Raw genomic sequence first — 20,986 nt, 5'->3', positions numbered from 1 at the left:
CGTGAAAGAAGACATGAACTTCAGAAGATATCTGTATCGTGGAAAAGAAAATGTTCTTGCACAGAGCATACTGCTGGCAATCGGCTATGATATAAATAAGCTACATCATAAGATTGCTGCTGAGCGAACAGGAACACACCTGTTTGAATTGAAAAAAGCCTCATAATTTTTGACACTTCAAAATGAAAAAGGCAACAATGCGCCGATTATCACATCGGCTTGTTAAAGTACTCAATTTTTCACAATAACAATGAAAACCATTTCTCAAATCCACAATTTATGGTAAGAAAAAGGGGCCTCGCTTAGATGATTTAATCATCTAAAGCGACAGCCCCATTTTTTATAGGTAAATATGGCATTTGGACTATTTTTTTGCCCAGAAAACATATATAGTAGAATAATAATTTAAACGAGGGAGAAGAATAGGATGAAGGAGTGGATTAGAAAATTCACTGGAGATTCCATGGATGGTTGTGGAGGCCTTAGGAGATTCGATAATTCACAGGGCATATAGGATATTCGGTAGCACCTGATGAAAGAAGAAAAGGTTATGCTACACAGATGCTTAGTCTTGTTTTACCTGAATGCAAGAAGCTTGGAATCGATAAAGTGCTGATTTAACAGTTTTCGAGCCAAATGAGAAGGATTAAAAATGAACAAACAATTAGTAGAATTTTTAATCAAAGCAAAACAGGCAACTTATGCAGGTAAGGGGGCAGAGACATCTTCATCCCGCGAGAAATCTCATGATTTGATTTATAAGGATGGGGAATATATGTACTATGATACATATCTTGGCACAGGCAAATTTGCTGGTGAGGAAGCCCTTTGGATTAAAGGAAATCCTTATTGGAGCATGAATTATATTGGCAGAGTAACTGGGGAAAATTTTAGTGGAGATTTTTTGAAAGAAGCTTTGCTTAGAGTTCCTGAAGATAGGCCTTTTCGCGGACCCAAAGATTATTCAAATGGAGACTACAGCTATCATTGTGAGGTAGATGGCGAGTTTGACTGGTTTCAGGGAAAGGAAATAATCAGCTTAAACGGCATCGAAATATATGAATGTTTTTTTCATGGTGGATTGGTAGAGTGATAGAAATAACTTATAAATATTGTCAGTTAGGCTAATCATAGTTGGGAGGAAAAAATGACACTTGATGAATTAAGACTTGATATTGCAAAAGAACAGAAAAAGGGAATTCCTTTTATAGCAGCATCTATTATTCTTTGGGGACTGATTGCGATAGTTACTATACTTCAGATTCCTATTAAATCTAAGAATATTTTAGTATTTTGTTGTTCGTGCCCATTGATGCCGCTAGCCATGATATTTGGAAAAATAGTCAAGGTGGATTTGTTTTCAAAAAAGAATCCACTTAGCAATGCGGGGTTATTGTTTACAATGAATCAAATGCTATATATCTTAATTGTTATGTGGGTATTTAGTGCTGTTCCAGAAAAAATGGTTATGGTATTTGCAATGGTATTCGGTGCACATTTGTTGCCATATGCATGGCTCTATCTTTCTAAGGCTTACATTATTTTTGCAGTTGCAATACCTGTGATTTCACTTATATTTGGTGTCATATTTAATGCGACAGTAGTGGCCTTGGCAGTATGTTTATGTGAAGTGGTTTTTCTTTTGATTTTAGTTTATGAAGTTAAGAAATTATAAGATAAATTTAATATAGATAAGGATAAAATAATGATATCAATCGAAGAAATCCCAGTAGAAAATATAAATGAATTCTGGTCAATCCATTTAAAGTATTTATTGGATGATGGAATTATAGATGATCCAGAGGATATAGAATATTTCTCTGGAGATGAATATAGAAATATTATCAAAAATCATATGATTCGTAAATGCGATAAACATCATATGGTATATTTCAAAGAAGATGAGAATCGAATTGGAGCTGCCCAGTATAATACTTATCAGAGTGAAGATGGTAAGTGTTTTGTAATGGATTTTTGGGTATTTCCTGAACATAGAGGAAATGGTACTGGGCACAGATGCTTTGAGGCACTTGAAAAATATACTAAGGCTAATGGTGCTTCGTACTATGAAATCAATAGTGAAAAAGAAGATTCCATTAGGTTTTGGAAATCAATAGGATTTATAGAAAATGGTACTGACGAATATGACATGCAGCTTTTTATAAAGCGATAGGAGGGCAACATGATTAAGACAGTAGCTATTGTAAGTTTATCATCGGGAACCATTGGCGAAGATTTCGTAAAGCATGAAGTTGATCTTGGCATGAAAAGACTCAATGCTTATGGTCTGAATGTAAAGATGATGCCTCATGCCATGAAAGGAATAGAGTATGTTAAGAATCATCCTGAGGAGAGAGCAGAGGATTTGCTTGAAGCCTTTAAAGATGACTCTGTTGATATGATTCTTTGTGCTATAGGCGGTGATGATACTTATCGTCTTTTGCCATATCTATTTGAAAATGATGAGTTAAAAAATGCCATAAGCAAAAAGGTGTTCCTAGGTTTTTCCGATACAACAATGAATCATTTTATGCTGCATAAAGCTGGTCTTAATACCTTTTATGGTCAGTCATTCTTAGCAGATGTATGTGAAATGGATAAGCAGATGCTTCAATACACAGCAAAGTATTTTGAAGAATTAATACAGACAGGAACTATAAAGGAAATCACTCCAAGTGATGTTTGGTATGAGGAGAGGACCGATTGGTCACCTGCTGCTTTAGGAACTGCTAAAATATCTCACAAGAATGATGGATTCGAATTGCTTCAGGGACCAAGCACTTTTAGCGGAAAGATTCTAGGAGGTTGCCTTGAATCTATCTTTGATATCTTCGATAATACAAGGTATGAGGCCACGGTTTCTCTTTGCGAAAAGTATAAGATCTTCCCTGATTTAGAGGATTGGAAAGGCAAAATCTTACTTCTCGAAACAAGTGAGGAGCAGCCTTATCCAGAACACTATAGAGAAATGTTGTTAACACTGAAAAACACAGGGATATTTGAGGTTATTTCTGGTGTTTTATGTGGAAAACCTATGGATGAAAAATACTTCGCTGAGTATAAGCAGATAATTTGTGAGGTAGTAGGCAACCCAAGCCTTCCAATAGTTGCTAATGTCAATATTGGTCACGCCACACCTAGATGTATCATACCATTTGGTGTAGATGCAACAGTTGATATAGAAAAGCAGGTTATTAGATTTTAGAAATCAGAGGTAATTATGGTTACAATAATTACAGGTGCATCTCATGTGGGGAAAACTGTCTTGGCACAGAGGATGCTGGAAAAGTATAAATATCCCTATGTATCAATCGATCATTTGAAAATGGGATTGATTCGAAGTGGTAACACAGAGCTAACACCAGAGGATGATGAACAGCTTGTAGGATATCTATGGCCTATTGTCAGGGAGATGATTAAGACTGCTATAGAGAACAAGCAGAATCTTATCATTGAAGGCTGCTATATTCCTTATGATTGGCGAAAGGATTTTGATGAGCAGTATTTGCAGAAGATTGCGTTTATCTGCTTAGCCATGACAGATGAGTATATTGATTCTCATTTTGATGAGATAAAATCGCATGCTTTTGATATAGAAAACAGGCTGGATGATAGTGATTGCACTATTGAAAGACTTAAGGCTGATAATAGACAGGTGATTTCAGGATACCAGAACGCTGGGGAGAAAGTAAATTTAATTGAAAAAAATTATGAGGATGTAATAGAACATTTACTTCAGTAAAGATATTTAATTATGCCAGAATATAGGAACAGGGCGATTACGGAAAAATTAAGTAATATATAAGATTATTACGTAGATTTTTAGGAGAGAAAAGAGTTTTTATGAGTATAATTAAGGAAGAATTATTGGTTATTATGAATTTTGCCGTAGGTAACCTATAAGAATTGCATCTAAAATTAGAATAGTCTACGGTAAAAATATGGAAGAAATGTATTTATTCCGTAAATAGAGTATAAGCAAGAACAATCACTACGGTATTTATAGTAGATTACTAGGATTTACCGTAAATGATGAATAAATATCATAATAATTCCTATAGGAGAAAAATATGAACCAAAAAGAAAGAATGCTTGCGAATCTTCCATACAAGGCATGGCTTGATGGACTCAGTGAAGAGCGCATGGAGAATAAAAAGAAGATATATAAGTATAATAACCTGGAGCCTGATAAGCAGGAGGAGAAGGATAAGCTTATAAAGGCAATTCTGGGTAAGACAGGCGAATCTATCAATATAGAGACACCTTTTCACTGTGATTATGGCTACAACATCGAGGTTGGAGAGAACTTCTTTGCCAATTATAACCTGGTGATTCTTGATGTGGGAAAAGTGAAGATTGGAGACAACGCGCAGATTGCTCCAAACGTTGCCATCTATACAGCAGGGCACCCTATTCACCCTGACTCTAGAAATTCAGGCTATGAGTATGGCATAGATATTACTATTGGAGATAATGTGTGGATTGGTGGTAATACCTGCATTATGCCAGGAGTGACTATAGGTAATAATGTGGTCATTGGAGGCGGAAGTGTCGTAAACAAAGATCTTCCAGATAATGTTATTGCAGTGGGAAATCCTTGTAAGGTAGTGAGGAAAATCACAGAAGCTGACAGGGATTATTATTGCAAAGATAGAAAGTTTGATGTAGACGACTATATCGTATAAACGAAGTAAATGGAAAATAAGAACCTAATTAAAAATAAAATAGTGGTATGCTTCTTGGCAATTGTATGTTGCCTGCTTTGGGGCAGTGCATTTCCAAGCATAAAAATAGGCTACAGGCTTTTTGAGATAGATGCCAGCGACAGTATGTCGCAGATTCTTTTTGCTGGAATTAGATTTTTCCTGGCGGGAATACTTGCTATTATTTTTGGCAGTCTTCTTCAGAAAAAGGTTTTGTATCCAAAGAAAGAATCATGGCGAATGGTATGCACACTCAGTTTGTTCCAGACCATTCTACAGTATTTCTTTTTCTACATGGGATTGGCCCACGCGTCAGGTGTGAAATCATCTATTATCAATGGCATGAGCACCTTTTTCGCCATCCTTCTAGCTTGTCTTGTCCGAAAGCAGGAGCGATTAACTACCAACAAGGTGGTAGGCTGTGTGCTTGGTGCTGTGGGAGTAATAATTGTAAGCCTTGCTGGTGGAAGCATAGGTGAGGGCTTTGCCATCAATGGCGAGGGCTTTATCCTTGTGGCATCGGTTTCATATGCCATTTCATCAGTGCTTATCAAGGAGTATTCCATCATAGAAAATCCAGTGACCTTAAGTGGTTATCAGTTCATAATTGGTGGCGTTGTTATGATGATGGTAGGATTATTGGCAGGTGGTAGACTTCACATGACATCCCTGCTAGGCATTCCACTTATCATTTATATGGCGCTGATTTCATCTGTAGCATATTCAATTTGGGGCGTGCTGTTAAAGTACAATCCAGTATCGTCGGTTACAATATACGGATTTACGAATCCGATTTTTGGTGCATTGCTTTCAGCTATACTTTTGTCAGAGTGGAAGACAATTACAGCTCAGTATTTGGTGGCGCTGGTACTTGTAAGCCTTGGAATTTATATTGTAAACAGGGTAAATGATTAATGTTATAGTATTGATAAATACAAAGACATAATTAAGGGGGATTTTAGTGAATTATTTTGTAGAGGGGTTGCAAGGAAGTGGTAAGAGCACACTTGTAAAAAGACTTTCAGAAAAGCATCCGAATTATACAGCTATACACGAGGGAGATTACTCTCCAGTGGAGCTTGCTTGGTGTGCTTATGTTGATAGAGAAACATATAAACAGATTCTTGAAAAGTACAAAGATATCCGTGATGAGATTGAAAAGAAATCTTTTGCAGAGGATGACCATATGATTATCTGCTATACAAAGATTCTTACAGATATTCCCGGATTTCATAAGGACCTTGAAAAATATGAGATTTACAATGGAAATCTAGACTCGGAAACATTTAGAGATATTGTCTTGAGACGATTTAAAAATTGGCAGGGAGATAATAATATCTTTGAATGTTCAATCTTCCAAAATATTATCGAGGATATGATTCTCTTTCAAAAATGTAGCGATGAAGAGATTGTCGATTTTTACAAGCAGATACAAGAAGTTCTTGCTGACAAGCCATATGAGATAGTGTATCTTCAGGCCGATGATATCAAATCAAATATTGATATAATAAGAAAAGAAAGATCTGATGATCAGGGCAACGAAATGTGGTTTCCGCTGATGTTAGGATACTTTGATAATTCACCATATGCACTTGAAAAAGGGGTGAAAGGAACTGAGGCTTTGTTGGAACATTTTAAGCACAGACAGGAATTGGAACTTCGTATATGCGAAGAACTATTTCCTGAAAGAAATATAGTGCTTAGGTCGAAAAATTACAAAATATGACTTCTTGTGGGCTACTTAAGGAAAAAGCCCACAAGAAGTCATGCTTTTAGAAGCACTTGAAGGAGAAAAGAAATGGAAACATGGTTTTACACAGTAGTAAGCATAGACGGGGACTATGCAAATCTCAAAAGAACCGATATTGAATCAGATGAGCTCAAGCTTGTAGCCAGAGCACTTCTTCCATCAGACATTGAAGAAGGAACAAATCTTAAGTACGAATTAATGCAGTATTTTATTATTGACTAAAAGCTAGAGGGGGATTTTTATGAGCAGTTTAGATAGTAGAATTAAACTTAATAATAATACATCAATTCCTTGCTTAGGCTATGGAACTTACAAAATTAAGGATGCAGATGAGGCTTATAATTCAGTGAAGTCTGCCCTTGATGCAGGCTATCGTTATATTGATACAGCCGCATTTTACGAGAATGAGAAGCCTGTGGGGAAGGCAATAAATGATTACATAAATTCTCACGACCTTAAGCGTGAAGATATCTTTGTAACCAGCAAAGCTTGGAAGACAGAGCTTGGATATGAGAAGACATTAAAAGCTTTTGAAAAGACAATGAAGGAAATCGAATTAGATTATCTTGATTTGTACCTTGTTCATTGGCCTGCTTCCTATGCTTTCGATGATGACTGGGAAAATACTAATCGTGCTACCTGGAAGGCTATGACAGAAATCTACAAGTCGGGCAGAATAAAGGCTATCGGTGTCTCAAATTTCCTTACACATCATCTTGAGACTATCATTGATATGGAGGTAATGCCTGCTGTAAATCAGATAGAAATCAACCCTGGATTTCTTCAAAAGGATACAGTGGATTACTGTCAGAATAAAGGTATTTTGGTGGAGGCATGGAGTCCACTTGGAAGAGGAAAATCGCTGAATCATCCTGTACTGGAAAAACTGGCAGCTAAGTATGGTAAGACAGTAGCACAGATAATCTTGCGCTGGGAAATGCAGCATGATATTGTGCCACTTCCAAAATCTACTACGCCATCACGAATAGTAGAGAATTCTAAAGTTTTCGATTTTGAACTCAGCCCAGAGGATATGGCTGTTATTGATGCGATTGAACCTTATGGAAATAGTGGCCATGGACCAGATGATAAGTAGAAGATTGATATGGAAAATTTATTAACTCATATAAAAAATATTATTGGAATCATAGTTAAATATCTAAAGTACTCTGTTATTGATGGCATCATTATCGGAGCAGCAAATTTCGTTTTTATGTACTTTATGGAAATGCCTTGGAAGATTGCTATTTCCATTTTGATGGGAGTCACTAATCTTGTGCCAAATTTTGGTCCAGTTGTGGGCGCTATAATTGGTGGTGTTGTGCTGGCGATTTCTGATGTTAAGCAGGCACTGTGGTTCCTCGGATTTACTGTGGTGCTACAAACAGTGGATGGTCTATTTATCAAGCCCAAATTGTTTGGAGACAGCTTTGGAATCTCTGGAGTATTTATGCTTATAGCCATGATAGTTGGCGGCGGTTTGTTTGGTATTTTTGGAATGATTTTTGTGGTTCCTGTGGTTGCCATAGCAAAGTATTTGATAAAGGATGTTTTGCTACCTAATAAGAACAAAAAGGATTAGGTTTACTTATAAGTTTTTGCTAGAAGAAAAGGGAAATTGATTTGATATTGTGGGTACTTGCTACATTTGTAGCATTCTTTATAAAAGGTCTTTGTGGATTCGCAAATACGTTAGTTTTTACTACTATCCTGGGTTTTGGCGAGGTCAATGTAAATATTTCTCCAGTGGAACTGTTGCTGGGATTCCCATCTAATCTCATACTGGTTTTTAAAAATCGAAAACAGCTGAATAAAAGAGTGTTTATTCCGTTAGCCTTGCTTGTTCTAGCGGGAAGTATTCCAGGTGCTATTCTTTTGAAGAATGCAGATGTAAGAGCATTAAAGATTTTCTTTGGAATTGTTGTGGTGCTGATTGCAGTTGAAATGTTTCTTCGTGAATACCAGTTGATAAAAGCCAGAAAATCCAAGCTTTTATTGGGGATAATCGGGTTGTTTTCAGGCTTGCTGTGTGGATTGTTTGGAATAGGTGCGTTACTTGCGGCCTATGTGGGAAGAGTTACAGAATCAAGCACAGAATTTAAGGCAAATATCAGCGCAGTTTTTATAGTAGAGAATATATTTAGAATTGTTGTTTACAGTCTAGTTGGGGTAATTACATTAGAGTCTTTACGACAGGCTGCTATGTTGCTTCCAGTGATGCTTATAGGCATGTTCGCAGGAATGAAAAGCTCAGAAGTGCTGGATGAAAAAGTGATAAAGAAACTTGTAATTATTCTTTTGGCTATATCTGGCGCCGTGCTGGTGTTTAGAAATTTGTAGGGAGGATTTCTCGGTGGTTGATACTACAAAATATATAGTGACTGAAGTAAATGAGGACAATGTGGAAGCTGCTGCCAGAATCCATTCTATTTCATGGCAGGAATCACACCTCAGTTTTTGTACTAAAGAATTCATTGCAATGCATGATGTTAAGCATCAGAAAGAATATATAGAAAAGAAGATAGCTGATGGCAGTCAATTTTATATGCTGATGGATGATGAGCCGGTGGCTGTAGTTTCTATAACAGGGAGCTTAATTGAGGACTTGTATGTTTTGCCTGAGTTGCAGAACAAAGGCTATGGAAGCCAGCTTTTGTATTATGTTATTTCTAAGATTCAAAAGAAGAGGCTTGCTCCAACCTTGTGGATTCTAGAAAACAATGATGGCGCAGAGAGACTGTATAGAAGAAATGGTTTTGTTCCATCAGGTAATGTAAATCAAATCACAGATAAGCTGGATGAGATAGAGTTTGTTTTGAAATAAAAGAAAATCTATTGAAAGAATCATTTGATTGTTGAGTGATTACGGAAATAATCATTGAGTTGAAGTTTTTTTACGTAGGGCAAATTGGTAGATTTAACTCTTTTACGGAAATATTATTGATAGGCTTCATATTTTACGTAGCAAATATTTAAATTTGTTATTGAAAGTGAGGATACTTACGGAAAATGGTTTGTTCATAGTGAGATTTTCCGTAATTTATAGACTTAGTATATGCTTTAGTAGCCTATTATTAAGAATGAACTACGTAAAAAGTCAGTGTTATAGCTGTCCTTTCCGTAAATTGGTAATTATAATTTTTTCAACTACGTAAAAATGAAACAGTAATCAAGAAAATTCCGTAAACGCCGTGGAGGAGAAAAATATGGAAGTTGGATTAGCAGCCTGCTCGAATGGGCATAATAAAGAATGGGCACCTCAGGTGGAGGAGTTGGTGAAGGTGCTGAATGGCATGGGAGTGCAGACTGCACTCGCAGAACATATAGTGGCCACTAAAGATGAATTCAGTGGCACAGATGAGGAGCGAGCTGCGGACCTGATGAGCTTTTATAAGGATGATTCTATAGATGTCATCTATGATATATCAGGTGGCGATTTAGCTAATGGAGTCTTGAAGTATCTTGATTTTGATATCATAGGTAAATCCAATAAGACTTTCTGGGGCTACAGTGATCTCACAACAGTAATAAATGCAATCTATGCAATTACTGGAAAACCATCTGTTCTTTATCAGGTGAAGAACATGGTATATTCTGAGGCAGAATTGCAGCAGAAGAGATTCAGGAAATATCTGGCTGGAACCACAGAAGAACTATTCAAACTCCAATACAAATTCCTCCAGGGCACCCAAATGAAAGGTGTAGTTGTAGGTGGAAATATTAGATGTTTCACAAAGTTAGCTGGAACAAAATATTGGCCTGACTTAAAGGGCAAAATCCTATTATTGGAAGCCTATGGCGGAGGCTCAGGGCAGATAGCTACTTTGTTCAACCAGTTGGAGCAGATAGGAGTTTTTGAGCAGGTGGCTGGAGTATTGCTTGGTACCTTTACCAGCTATGAGAAGGCAAATCTTGAATACTCAGTTTATGATCTTTTGAAAATGCATATAAGTGATACTCTTCCAGTGGCCAAGACAACAGAGATAGGCCACGGTCACGATTCCAAAGCAATTGTAATTGGAAGGGAAATGGAGTTTATAGCTAAATAACAGACCCGTCACAGGTGCGCACATAAAGTCGGGAATACAAAACCACCCGAGACTATACTAAAGGAGCAATGTGAGAGAAACAAAGAGAGGTAAAGAATAGTGCAAAGTTGGGTGGAAGAATTTCAGGAATCAATCAATTTCATAGAGGAGAATCTGGCCAGTCCTTTGGAGATTGAAGATATTGCTGGAGTTGCTGCATTATCATCTTTCTACTATCAGAGAATCTTTGGCGCAATGTGTGGAATGTCAGTTGGCGAGTACATTAGAGCAAGACGAATGACCTTGGCAGCGCAGGAGCTATCAAGCACTGATGCAAAGGTAATTGATGTGGCTTTGAAATATGGTTATGATTCACCAGACAGTTTTGCAAAGGCATTCCAGCGCTTTCATGGAATTGCTCCATCGAAGGCCAGGGAGTCAGGCATACCTCTCAAATCCTTTGCTCCATTGCATATAAAAATATCTTTGGAGGGCGGTAAAATGTTAGATTATCGAATTGTTGAAAAGGCACAGTTTACAGTTATGGGAGTTAAGCGTGGATTTAACTCAGATTCAAGCTACCAGGAGATTCCAAAGTTTTGGGATGAATGGATGGATGATACAAAGGGACTTAAGGGCAGATTCGGTGTTTGCCTTGATATGGATGGCAAGGATTTTGATTATTGGATTGCTGACGAGTACAAGCCATGGCATGACGTTCCAGAAGGATGCGCTACTACAGTTATTCCAGCAGGTCTTTGGGCAGAGTTTAAGTGTGTTGGGAAGCTTCCAGAAAGCTTGCAGAGTGTGAATACTCAGATTTGGTCTGAGTGGCTTCCAACACTTAAGGGCTATGAACTGGCAGGCAATTACTCACTTGAGGTGTATTGCCCACCTACAGAAAAACCAGATGATACTGTAAGTTACATCTGGATTCCATTAAAGAAGACAAATTAAGAGATTTTTTAGGTAAACCCAGAAAAAATAAGGAGCAACCGCAAGGTTGCTCCTGTTTTTGTGAAATCCTAATTTGCTACATCAATCCACCACATCTCGTAATTGCTGCTGCAGTCTTTATACTGCTCTACATTTGCATTGGCATCGTTGCTGCCATAAGAAATGCTTAGGCACTTGCCGCTGTTGTGGTTGATGATTTTGTATGTATTGTTTGCTGCAGGATAGATTTCCCACTTCTGGCTGTTGCCGCCGTAGTAGTCCCACTGATGTACATTTGCACCATCCCAGTTTGCAGAATCCTGAACAGTAAGAGCTTTTCCAGTAGAAGCAGACTTGATTACATAATAATCGCCTTCCTTCTGGAAGTACCACTTCTGATTTGCATTTCCTCTGAATGGATACTGAAGAATATTAGTACCGTTGTCACGGCGATTTCCCTGAACATCAAGTGACTGAGAACTTCCGTAGTTAATTATTTTATATGCTTTTGAGCTATCAAACATTGCACCAGAAGACTGAGATGGAGCAGGCTGAGATGGCTGCCAAGATGGAGCAAGCTGAGCCTGTGAGCCACCATTATTGCCAGAATTTCCAGCGCCTGAGTTGCTAGAGCTATTATTATGAGCATCCCAAGAAGCCCAGTCATAATAAGCACTGATTCCAGTTCTTCCATCATAAGGTTTGAGCCAGTTATCTACACCAGTACCAGGCCATACATTCATCATGATTTTTCCAGGAGTATCTGGGATATTATTTGTAGCTGTATAAACAGCCTTGCCATCTACATACCAGGTGATGCTACCCTGATTCCAGTCAAAGCCATATGTGTGGAAGCTCTGAGATGCATCAAAACCTAAGTTGTAAAGATATTCATGATTTCCCTGACCATTAGTATAGTAGTTAAATTGAACCTTTGTGGTGTCATATCCAAGGAATTCGATATCAATCTCATCCCATTTTGTTCCATCACTTTCACCTGTGTAGGTGAAGAAGGAAGATACAACGCCTGAGTTTTTGATAGGCTTCATGTTTACCTGATAAAGACCATATCCATAGTACTTCTTTGTACGGTACTCACCGCCAGTGTAGCCAGAACTATTTCTGTCGATTGTAAGCTTCATTTGACCGTTCTGGAAAGCAACATTGTTTGGTGACCATGTGCAGTTGAACATCCCCCCATTTGACCAACTAGACATTTCAAACTGATTGCTATCGTGGTAGTCGAAAGCCATACCTTCATGTGTGCCATTCCAGGCACTTGCTGCGTTTGCCATGGAAACATTCATTAACAGTCCGCTGACAGTCAGAACGGTTCCAAGGACTAGTGACATAAGTTTACGTTTCATTTTACATTACCTCCTCTAATGAAAATAATACGCACAAAATTATATGTGAGGATATTAGATTCATGCAAGAAATATCAGAATGATGAAGTGTATTAATGACTAAAACTGAAAGATATATCAAAATATATGGTATAATAAACAAATATAAAAGCTTAAATTTTCTTTGATTTTCTCTTATTGTTCTTAGTTATTGAATGATGTGAATATATATGGACACCATGCTTATTTACAATTATCTTGTAAATATAGAGCATGGAGGAATTATTAGAATGCCAGTTATATCACGTTTTTATGGAATTGAGATTTCAATGTACTATGATGACCATAATCCACCACATTTTCATGCAAAATATGGTGAATACAAGATTTTGGTAGATATCAAAAGGGCGAGAGTGATTGAAGGATTTATGCCATCATCTCAGACTAAATTAGTATTAGCATGGGCAATTATCCGAAAGGATGAACTAATAAAGGATTGGGAGCTTGCCAAGATGATGGAACAACTAGAAAAAATAGAACCGCTGAGGTAATGATTATGATGTATGAAATTATTCAAGTAGTGCCACAAGATGACTATACTGTTTGGGTGTATTTTGCGGATGGAAAGATTACATGCTATGATGCAAAGCCTAATCTTTCTAAAGGAATATTTAAAAGGATAAATGACATAACTGTGTTTAAAGAAAAGTGTAAAATAATGAATGACACGTTGGCATGGGATATAGGTGTGAACGGTGAAGATGATTGTTTGGATATAGATCCTAATACATTATATAATTGCCCAGAAGTAGAAGAGGCTACAGCTTAAAGCTATAGCCTCTTTTTACAAACATCCTCCAAACAACACTTATCACAGTAAGGTGCAGTTCTTGCTGTGCAGACCGCCCTGCCATGGTCAACTAAACGATGGCACAAATTATTCCCCTCTTCAGGTGGTATTATTTTGCGAAGAGCCATTTCTACCTTGGTAGGTTCTTTGATTCCATCCACTAATCCAATTCTATTAGAAAGTCTAATAGCATGAGTATCTGTTACAATCGCAGGTTTTCCGTACACATCCCCAAGAATAAGATTTGCAGACTTGCGGCCTACGCCTGGGAGCTTTAACAAATCCTCCATGGTGTCAGGAACCTTGCAGTCAAATACATCTCGAAGCATCTTCATGCAGGCAACAATGTCCTTTGCCTTTGATTTTCCAAGTCCGCAAGGGCGAACAATAGCTTCCACATCTGCTACATCTGCGTCGGCAATAGCTGAGATGGTAGGGAACTTTTCATATAATGAAGGAACAATCTCGTTAACTCTTGCATCGGTGCACTGAGCCGCCAGTCTTACAGACACCAGCAGCTTCCATGCATCATCATAATCTAATGTGCAATCACTGTAGGGATATTCCTGTTTTAATCTTTCGATAACAATCAATGCTAATTCTTTTTTTCGCATAATTTAAACCTCGTTTTTATTATGGGTATATCATAGCATTTATTCTAATAAAGGGCTAAAGTTTTTATTGAAAATTCAATCATAATAATGGTATTATAGCATTACACGACATAACGATTTAGGAAGGGCGATTTACATACCAAATCATTTAGGTACATAGTGGATGATTGGGACATGTGAGTCGCCTTTTTTGACGCGTTTTTGTCTGAATTTTCAAAAGGAGGAGAGGATAGGTAATGAAAAAATTGGCTCGCAGAGGGCTATCTTTAGTTCTTTCGCTTTTGATGGTTGTTTCACTGGCAAATACTGACATTTCTTTCATTTCTAAGGCCGAAGAAACTAACCATGTCTGGACTAAAGTAAGTCTATCCGATATCACATCTAGTGATTCTATTGCCATCACAATGAGCACTTCCGATGGCGAAACCTACGTATTGCCAAATGCATCTACAGGAAAAGCACCAGCAGCTGTTCTTGGAACAGTTAACAATGGTTCTTTAACTATCGAATCCGGTAGTGACGCAGATTATGCATGGACAATTACAAAGAACACTGTTGAAGAAACAGTTGTTGCTGGCTCTGAAAATAATACAGAGTCTGAGACAGCTACTGTTGAGGAAAAAACAGTGACAGAGGAAGCAGGCACCATCGCTTCTGAAGAAAAAGCTTCTGAAGAGAAAACTGAAGAGGTTGCAGAGACTGCAGAGGATAAGCCTGTAGTTGAGACAACAGAAGCTACAGAAGAAAAGGCAGAAGAGAAGACTGATGCCGAAGATTCTGAACAGAAGAATCTTGAAAAAGAGGATGACAAGAATTCACAGGACAATGAGTCAGAGGAAAAGATTACTAGAACTTACTATACAATAGGAAATGGTTCTGATTATCTTTACACTAATGCTGCTAACAACGGCGTTAGAGCTGGTTCAATGCCAAAGAATCAGGTTGGCGCTCAGTGGCAGCTTGATGAAACTGGTTATCTTTCAGCTAAAGACTCAAAGGATGCTACTCGATTCTTAGGGGTATACAATAAACAGGATTGGAGAGCATACACACTTGGAAAGACAGGTGACTTCCCTAATAACATTAAGGATCAGACACTTACTTTCTACAAGCTTACAGGTAAGGTTGCAGGTGAAGGCAAGGTTGCAGCACCAAAGGCTTCTGTTGAAAGCGGCACAGAGGTTGAGTTTGGTGCAGAGGTAGAACTTACATGCGATACTGAGGATGCTAAGATTTACTACAACGTAAATGGTAGCGAGGACAACTACAGCCCTTACAAGAAAGCAATCGAAATTACAAAGGAAACTACAATCTATGCTTATGCAGTAGTTGATGAGACAAAGAGCGAGATAGTTTCATTCAACTATAAGCTTATTGCAGGTTCTAAGATTACTGACATCACAAAGCTTTCAGCAGATCAGGAATTTGTTCTTTCATTTAATAATGAAAAAGTTCTTGCTACTGAGGCTAGTGGAAAGAAACTTGCTGGTGTAGATGTTAAGGTAAATGATGACAATCACCTTACATACACAGATGCACAGGCTCCTATCGCAGCTCTTAAGCTTGTAAAGGCTGAGAAGGATGGTGAGTTCTACATCACATCAGATATTCTTGAGGACAACGTACTTACAACAAAGTACCTTACTTCTGGAGAGACTGGTAACAGTCTTACATTTGCTACAGAGAAGAATGATTACAGCCTTTGGTCAGTTGAGCCAGAGGAAGATGGTACTTTCCTTGTTAAAAACGTAAATGCGGTATTCAAGAACAAGGCACAGTACCTGGAGTTCTACTCAGGTTTCACAACCTACAGCTACACAGCTGGTGGTAAGAAGGACAATTACACATTCTCAGCTTACACAGTACCTGAGGTTGAGAAGACAGATGCACCTGTTACTGATAAGACACTTGGAAAGCTTCTCACAAGAGAGCTTTACGATGGAGATCAGGTAGTTGTTTACTATCCAGCAGGCAAGAAGCTCATGACAGCTGAGGCTACTACAAATGGTAAGCTCAAGGATGTTGCAGCAGAGCCAGCAGAGGATGGCACACTTGAGACAAAGGATTTAAATGCAGCAGTTCTTACAGTTGCACTTGATGATAACGGATACTATTCTTTCAAGACTGCTGACGGTAAGTACCTTACTGGCTCAGTAGAGGAGAAGGAAGTAGACGGCAAGAAGAAGAGTTATGCAAATCTTACTCTTGAGGATACAAAGACAGACAACAGTCTTTGGTCAGAAGAAGCAGCCAGCGCAGAAGGAAAGTATTACTTAAAGAATGCTTTTGCAAAGGTTGGCTCAAGCGTTCAGGCTCTTGAGTACTACAGTGGCTTCTCACTTTATGGCTTCAAGGAGTCTTCAGCATATGAGTTCAGCTTCTATGCACTTGAAGAAGGCACAAAGACAGTTAAGTATGATTACGAGGATGCTCGTCTCACAGTAGCTCAGTGGGCAGGTAATGCACACTACGATGAGGTAGAGACATCTAAGGAGTATATCAACGGTGATTTATATCAGACAAACGATATGCTCGACAAGAACGCTAAGTACACAGCAGTAGTAGATGGAAAGGTCTCACAGCCATGGACATCTGCAAAGAGCAGCAACACAGGCTCTACAAACTTCTACATGGGATCAACAGGTGTTATCAATAAGGATACTGATTACATGCAGTTTGCATTCCCATCAGCAGGCTATGGCAACATGGCAATTGATTTCAGAATGAGAGCTTCAAATACTGCTTGCGGAGCATTCCAGCTTCAGTACTCTACAGATGGAGAATCATTTAAGAATCTTAAGACTGGTACATATTCATATAAGTACACAGCTTACAAGGCTTCAGATAAGGTAGATGAGAATGGCAAGGCTGTTCAGGAGCCATTTGAAGTAAATGGTTCTGGTGACATCACAGATGGTAAGGCCCTTACATCTCTTGCACCAACATACTACATTACATTTAGCTTTGATATTCCAAATGCAGCAGCTAATGCTGAGACACTTTATGTAAGACTTGTTCCTGCAAGTGACAAGTCAGCAAAGGGTGACAAGGCACCTGCAAAGGGTGGCGTTATCCGTATTGATGGCGTTACTGTAAAGGGTAACCCAATCGTCAGCGATGAAGTTACAGGCTATGTAATTGCAAGCCCAGCTGCTGGCGAAATTGCATCAGACCAGAAGGTTTCGCTTTCATCTAAGACTGAGGGAGCAGACATCTTCTACTCAGTAAATGGCGGCGAGTTTGTTAAGTATGATTCAGAAGAGAAGGTAAGCTTCACAGAGCTTCCAGCTACAATCCGTGCTTACGCTACAAAGGAAGGCCTTGCAAAGTCAATCACTGTAAATTATCAGTACACACAGGCACAGGTCGCTCCAGTTAAGGCAGCTCCAAACGGCGGTGCTGTATTTGAAGGTCAGAGAATTACTCTCAAGACAAAGACAGAAGGCGCTAAGATCTTCTATAGATATGAAGAAGTAAAGGATGATGCTGAGGCCTCAGACGAGGCTAAGACTTCTGAAGAAGAGACAACAGAAGAGCCAGTTACTGAGGAAGAGCATGACGATTGGATTGAGTACACATCACCATTCGAGCTCAAGGAGCTCCCAGCTCAGATTCAAGTAAAGGCTACAAAGGAAGGCTACAAGGATAGTGCTGTTTCTACTCTTAAGTTCACAAAGAAGCTTAACGAGAAGTACAACATCTATTTCGGTCAGGTTCATGCACATACAAGCATTTCTGATGGTGCTGGTACACTTGAGGAAGCTTTACAGCATGCATCTAAGGTAGACAATCTTGACTATATCGTAATTACGGATCACAGTAACTCAATCGACAACGAAAAAGAGTCTAAGATTACTGAGAACGTTGATAAGTCTGAAAATGATGAGTGGACATACGCTCACAATCTTGTAAAGAAGTATTCAACAGACAAGTTTACATGTGCTTACGGTTATGAGATGACATGGTCAAATGGTCTTGGTCATATCAACACATACAACACACCAGGTTTCCAGAGCCGTACACAGACAGCATACTCAACATATGCTACAGCTTTACAGAACTACTATGAGGCTCTTAGATCAGTTCCTGATTCTATCAGCCAGTTCAATCACCCAGGTACAACCTTCGGTGATTTCCAGGATTTCGCATACTACTCAGAAGAGAACGATGCGTTAATCACAATGATTGAGGTTGGTAACGGTGAAGGTACAATCGGTTCTTCAGGTTACTTCCCATCATACGAGTATTACACTCGTGCCCTTGATAAGGGATGGCACGTAGCTCCTACTAACAATCAGGATAACCACAAGGGTAAGTGGGGCGATGCCAACACAGCACGTACAGTAATGCTTGCTGATACAAATGATGAAAATGCTATCTATGATGCAATGAGAAATTATCGTATATACGCAACAGAGGATAACGACCTCAGCGTATACTACACACTTGATAATTACATCATGGGTACAATCCTTGAGAAGGATGCAGTAGGTGACACAGTTCAGCTTAAGGCAGATATCAAGGATCCTACAGATTCAAAGATTGGCCGTGTTGAGGTTATCGTTAACGGTGGTCAGTCAATCGCTATGGAGAATGTAGCTACTAACGAGAAGACAGTTACATTCGAGGTACCTGCAAACTACTCTTACTACTACTTAAAGATTACAGAGGATGATGGCGATATCGCTGTTACAGCTCCTGTATGGGTAGGTGAGGTTGAGGCTTGCGGTATCAACAAGACTTACACAAACACAGTTCTTCCAGTTAAGGGAGAGAGCCTTGATGTAAATGTTGATTTCTACAACAATGAGCAGACAGATCTTACAATCGACAACATCCAGGTAGTCCTCAAGGACGTTGATAATAAGGAAACAGAGGTTGTAAACCTTTCAGGTGCTGAGGCTGGTATCACATCAGTTAAGTCACAGGGTACAGCAACCTTCAAGACAGACTTCGTATATAACGAGGCTGGTCAGGTTACTTACGAGGTGATTGTTAACGCAACACTTAACGGAGTACCAAAGGTTTACACAGATAAGCTTCAGCTTAGCTATGCGATTCCAGAGATGGTTACAGACGTACTCATCGACGGTACACATTACAATGACTATGTTACTGGTTACTACGGTGGCAACATGTCAGCCTTCGTTTCAATCTGCGCAAAGAAGAACATCCGCGCTCAGGTTGTTACAACAGAAATCACACCAGAGATGCTTGAGAAGTGCTCATTACTTGTAGTATCTGCTCCAGCTAAGAAGTCTGGTACAGCAAACGCTGGTGATTACACAATTTCTCACTTTAGTGATGACTTCATCGCTATGGTTAAGAATTATGTAGCAAATGGTGGTTCAGTAATCGTTTGTGGTCTTGCAGATTACTCTGATACAACTGACGGACAGACAGCTACAGAGCAGAACAAGCTTCTTGAAGCTATCGGTTCTACAATCCGCATGGGTTCTGATGAGGTTTGTGATGATACAAACAACGGTGGTCAGGTATACAGAATGTACCCAACTACTTACAACACAGATTCAGCACTCTTTGCTGGATTAAGAGATGGTCAGAAGTACAGCCAGTACTCAGGCTGCTCAGTAGATATTTCAAACGCTAAGGCTACAGATTTTGTAGACGCAGCACAGTGGCTTGTTAAGGGCTTTGATACTACTTACTCAGTGGATTGCAAGGATGCTTCAGGAAATCCTCAGCCAGGCACACTTGATAACGGTGTTAAGGGTGCAAAGAATGATAACCTTGGTGATGTTACATTCCTCGCAACACAGCACACAAAGGCTGGTGGTGACATCTTCGTAGCTGGTGGAGTATTCATTTCAGACTTCGAAGTAAAGGCAGAGATGGACAACAACGATTCTCTTCCATATACAAACCACACAATCATCAATAACATCCTTGAGGGTGTTACAGTAGAGCTTCCAACATCTACTATCGCACAGGCTCGTGCAGGTAAGATGAACGAAGTATTCGCAGTTGAAGGTTATGTAACATCTGGTACAGACAACGAGTACACAACCTTCTTCGATACAATTTATCTTCAGGATGAGACAGCTGGTATCGACATCTTCCCATATGCAACACCAGGTCTTGCAATCGGTACAAAGATGCGCATCGTTGGATACGTTTCACAGTATCAGGGAGATAAGGAGCTTAAGGTTATTTCATCTAAGATTCTTAGCGATGAGCCACACGTATATGCTCCAAAGGAAGTAGACACAAAGACAGCAATGGATTATGATGCTCTTGGTGGTTCACTTCTTAAGACAACAGGTAAGGTAACAAGAGTTGCTTACGGTTCTGATGGAAAGACAATCGAAGAGTTCTGGCTCAAGGATTCTACTGGAGTAGAGGCTGCTATCTTTATCGATGGTTATATCTACTCAGCAACAACAGGCAAGAATGAGATTGCAAGCTTTGTAAAGGAAGGCGCTACAGTTTCTGCAGCTGGTGTTCTTTACATGCATCCAGAGGGAGATTCTGAGGAATCAGTACCTGTATTCAGAGTTCGCAATTGCGACGACATTGTTCTTGTTAAGGAGCCTGAACCAGAGGTTAAGCCAGATCCTGTTAAGGAAACAATCAAGAAGATTGGTAAGGTAGTTAAGAACGTAGTTGATACTGTTGAAAAGACAGTTCAGAAGGCAGCTGCCAAGAATCCAGTTGTTAAGAAGATTGTTGAAAATCCAGTTGTTAAGCAGGTTACAAAAGCAGTTAAGAGCTTTTTAAGCAAGTTTTTTGGATGGTAAT

General features: G+C 39.0%; 21 protein-coding genes and 1 pseudogene. 20 read left to right on the top strand and 2 right to left on the bottom strand.

The features are described 5' to 3' along the window. From BLP54_RS16385 to BLP54_RS07675, 17 genes and pseudogenes are all read left to right on the top strand, one after another. A pseudogene (locus tag BLP54_RS16385) lies at positions 1-166 on the top strand (IS5/IS1182 family transposase); the annotation flags it as partial. Between the two features lie 344 nt (positions 167-510). Further along, positions 511-621, top strand: coding sequence for a GNAT family N-acetyltransferase (locus BLP54_RS16345; protein WP_143002008.1), 111 nt, complete (start codon positions 511-513; stop codon positions 619-621). 31 nt (positions 622-652) lie between these two features. Then, complete coding sequence (locus BLP54_RS07745) at positions 653-1,093, top strand: DUF5680 domain-containing protein (protein WP_090168397.1); 441 nt, start codon at positions 653-655, stop codon at positions 1,091-1,093. Positions 1,094-1,147: 54 nt separating this feature from the next. Continuing rightward, a complete protein-coding gene (locus BLP54_RS07740) occupies positions 1,148-1,675 on the top strand; it encodes a DUF7010 family protein (RefSeq protein ID WP_090168394.1) in 528 nt (175 codons plus the stop codon). Between the two features lie 30 nt (positions 1,676-1,705). Beyond that, positions 1,706-2,173 carry a GNAT family N-acetyltransferase gene (locus BLP54_RS07735; RefSeq protein ID WP_090168392.1) on the top strand — a complete coding sequence of 156 codons (468 nt, stop codon included), beginning with the start codon at positions 1,706-1,708 and terminating at the stop codon, positions 2,171-2,173. 9 nt (positions 2,174-2,182) lie between these two features. Then, on the top strand, positions 2,183-3,205 hold the full coding sequence (locus tag BLP54_RS07730) for a S66 family peptidase (RefSeq protein WP_090168387.1): 1,023 nt from the start codon (positions 2,183-2,185) through the stop codon (positions 3,203-3,205). 15 nt (positions 3,206-3,220) lie between these two features. Then, entirely contained in the window at positions 3,221-3,742 is a 522-nt protein-coding gene (locus BLP54_RS07725) for an ATP-binding protein (RefSeq protein WP_090168384.1), read from the top strand. 328 nt (positions 3,743-4,070) lie between these two features. Beyond that, positions 4,071-4,685, top strand: a complete 615-nt coding sequence (locus BLP54_RS07720; RefSeq protein WP_090168381.1) for a sugar O-acetyltransferase — start codon at positions 4,071-4,073, stop codon at positions 4,683-4,685. Positions 4,686-4,694: 9 nt separating this feature from the next. Continuing rightward, positions 4,695-5,618 (top strand): DMT family transporter, encoded by a 924-nt coding sequence (locus BLP54_RS07715; protein WP_090168379.1) that lies wholly within the window; start codon positions 4,695-4,697, stop codon positions 5,616-5,618. A 46-nt stretch (positions 5,619-5,664) separates the two neighbouring features. Then, positions 5,665-6,429 carry a P-loop NTPase family protein gene (locus BLP54_RS07710; RefSeq protein ID WP_176754505.1) on the top strand — a complete coding sequence of 255 codons (765 nt, stop codon included), beginning with the start codon at positions 5,665-5,667 and terminating at the stop codon, positions 6,427-6,429. Between the two features lie 72 nt (positions 6,430-6,501). Next, a complete protein-coding gene (locus tag BLP54_RS07705) occupies positions 6,502-6,675 on the top strand; it encodes a chorismate--pyruvate lyase (protein ID WP_090168373.1) in 174 nt (57 codons plus the stop codon). Positions 6,676-6,694: 19 nt separating this feature from the next. Further along, positions 6,695-7,549: an aldo/keto reductase gene (locus BLP54_RS07700; RefSeq protein WP_090168371.1), complete on the top strand. Its 855-nt coding sequence runs from the start codon at positions 6,695-6,697 to the stop codon at positions 7,547-7,549. A gap of 9 nt (positions 7,550-7,558) precedes the next feature. Then, positions 7,559-8,035, top strand: a complete 477-nt coding sequence (locus tag BLP54_RS07695) for an AI-2E family transporter (protein WP_090168369.1) — start codon at positions 7,559-7,561, stop codon at positions 8,033-8,035. Positions 8,036-8,076: 41 nt separating this feature from the next. Next, on the top strand, positions 8,077-8,793 hold the full coding sequence (locus tag BLP54_RS07690; protein WP_242870660.1) for a sulfite exporter TauE/SafE family protein: 717 nt from the start codon (positions 8,077-8,079) through the stop codon (positions 8,791-8,793). A 13-nt stretch (positions 8,794-8,806) separates the two neighbouring features. Then, the gene (locus tag BLP54_RS07685) at positions 8,807-9,277 is read left to right on the top strand and encodes a GNAT family N-acetyltransferase (RefSeq protein ID WP_242870659.1); all 471 of its coding nucleotides are present in this window, start codon (positions 8,807-8,809) and stop codon (positions 9,275-9,277) included. A 382-nt stretch (positions 9,278-9,659) separates the two neighbouring features. Beyond that, a complete protein-coding gene (locus BLP54_RS07680; protein ID WP_090168366.1) occupies positions 9,660-10,502 on the top strand; it encodes an LD-carboxypeptidase in 843 nt (280 codons plus the stop codon). A 99-nt stretch (positions 10,503-10,601) separates the two neighbouring features. Further along, entirely contained in the window at positions 10,602-11,438 is an 837-nt protein-coding gene (locus BLP54_RS07675) for an AraC family transcriptional regulator (RefSeq protein WP_090168363.1), read from the top strand. 68 nt (positions 11,439-11,506) lie between these two features. Here the strand turns inward: BLP54_RS07675 and bglS are convergent, their stop codons facing one another. Beyond that, the gene (gene bglS, locus BLP54_RS16280; RefSeq protein ID WP_090168359.1) at positions 11,507-12,784 is read right to left on the bottom strand and encodes a beta-glucanase; all 1,278 of its coding nucleotides are present in this window, start codon (positions 12,782-12,784) and stop codon (positions 11,507-11,509) included. Positions 12,785-13,053: 269 nt separating this feature from the next. Between bglS and BLP54_RS07665 the strand changes: the two genes are divergently transcribed. After that, entirely contained in the window at positions 13,054-13,314 is a 261-nt protein-coding gene (locus BLP54_RS07665) for a DUF4160 domain-containing protein (protein WP_090168356.1), read from the top strand. A gap of 5 nt (positions 13,315-13,319) precedes the next feature. Continuing rightward, positions 13,320-13,592: a DUF2442 domain-containing protein gene (locus BLP54_RS07660; protein WP_090168353.1), complete on the top strand. Its 273-nt coding sequence runs from the start codon at positions 13,320-13,322 to the stop codon at positions 13,590-13,592. Positions 13,593-13,594: 2 nt separating this feature from the next. Here the strand turns inward: BLP54_RS07660 and BLP54_RS07655 are convergent, their stop codons facing one another. Further along, positions 13,595-14,227: an endonuclease III domain-containing protein gene (locus BLP54_RS07655; RefSeq protein ID WP_090168347.1), complete on the bottom strand. Its 633-nt coding sequence runs from the start codon at positions 14,225-14,227 to the stop codon at positions 13,595-13,597. A gap of 236 nt (positions 14,228-14,463) precedes the next feature. Here BLP54_RS07655 and BLP54_RS07650 point away from each other — a divergent pair, with 236 nt between their 5' ends. Beyond that, a complete protein-coding gene (locus BLP54_RS07650; protein WP_090168344.1) occupies positions 14,464-20,985 on the top strand; it encodes a CehA/McbA family metallohydrolase in 6,522 nt (2,173 codons plus the stop codon). Position 20,986 lies beyond the last annotated feature (1 nt).

This window comes from Pseudobutyrivibrio sp. 49, from assembly GCF_900100545.1.
Classification (GTDB): Bacteria; Bacillota; Clostridia; order Lachnospirales; family Lachnospiraceae; genus Pseudobutyrivibrio.
This window is presented reverse-complemented; position numbering and strand designations above follow the sequence as displayed.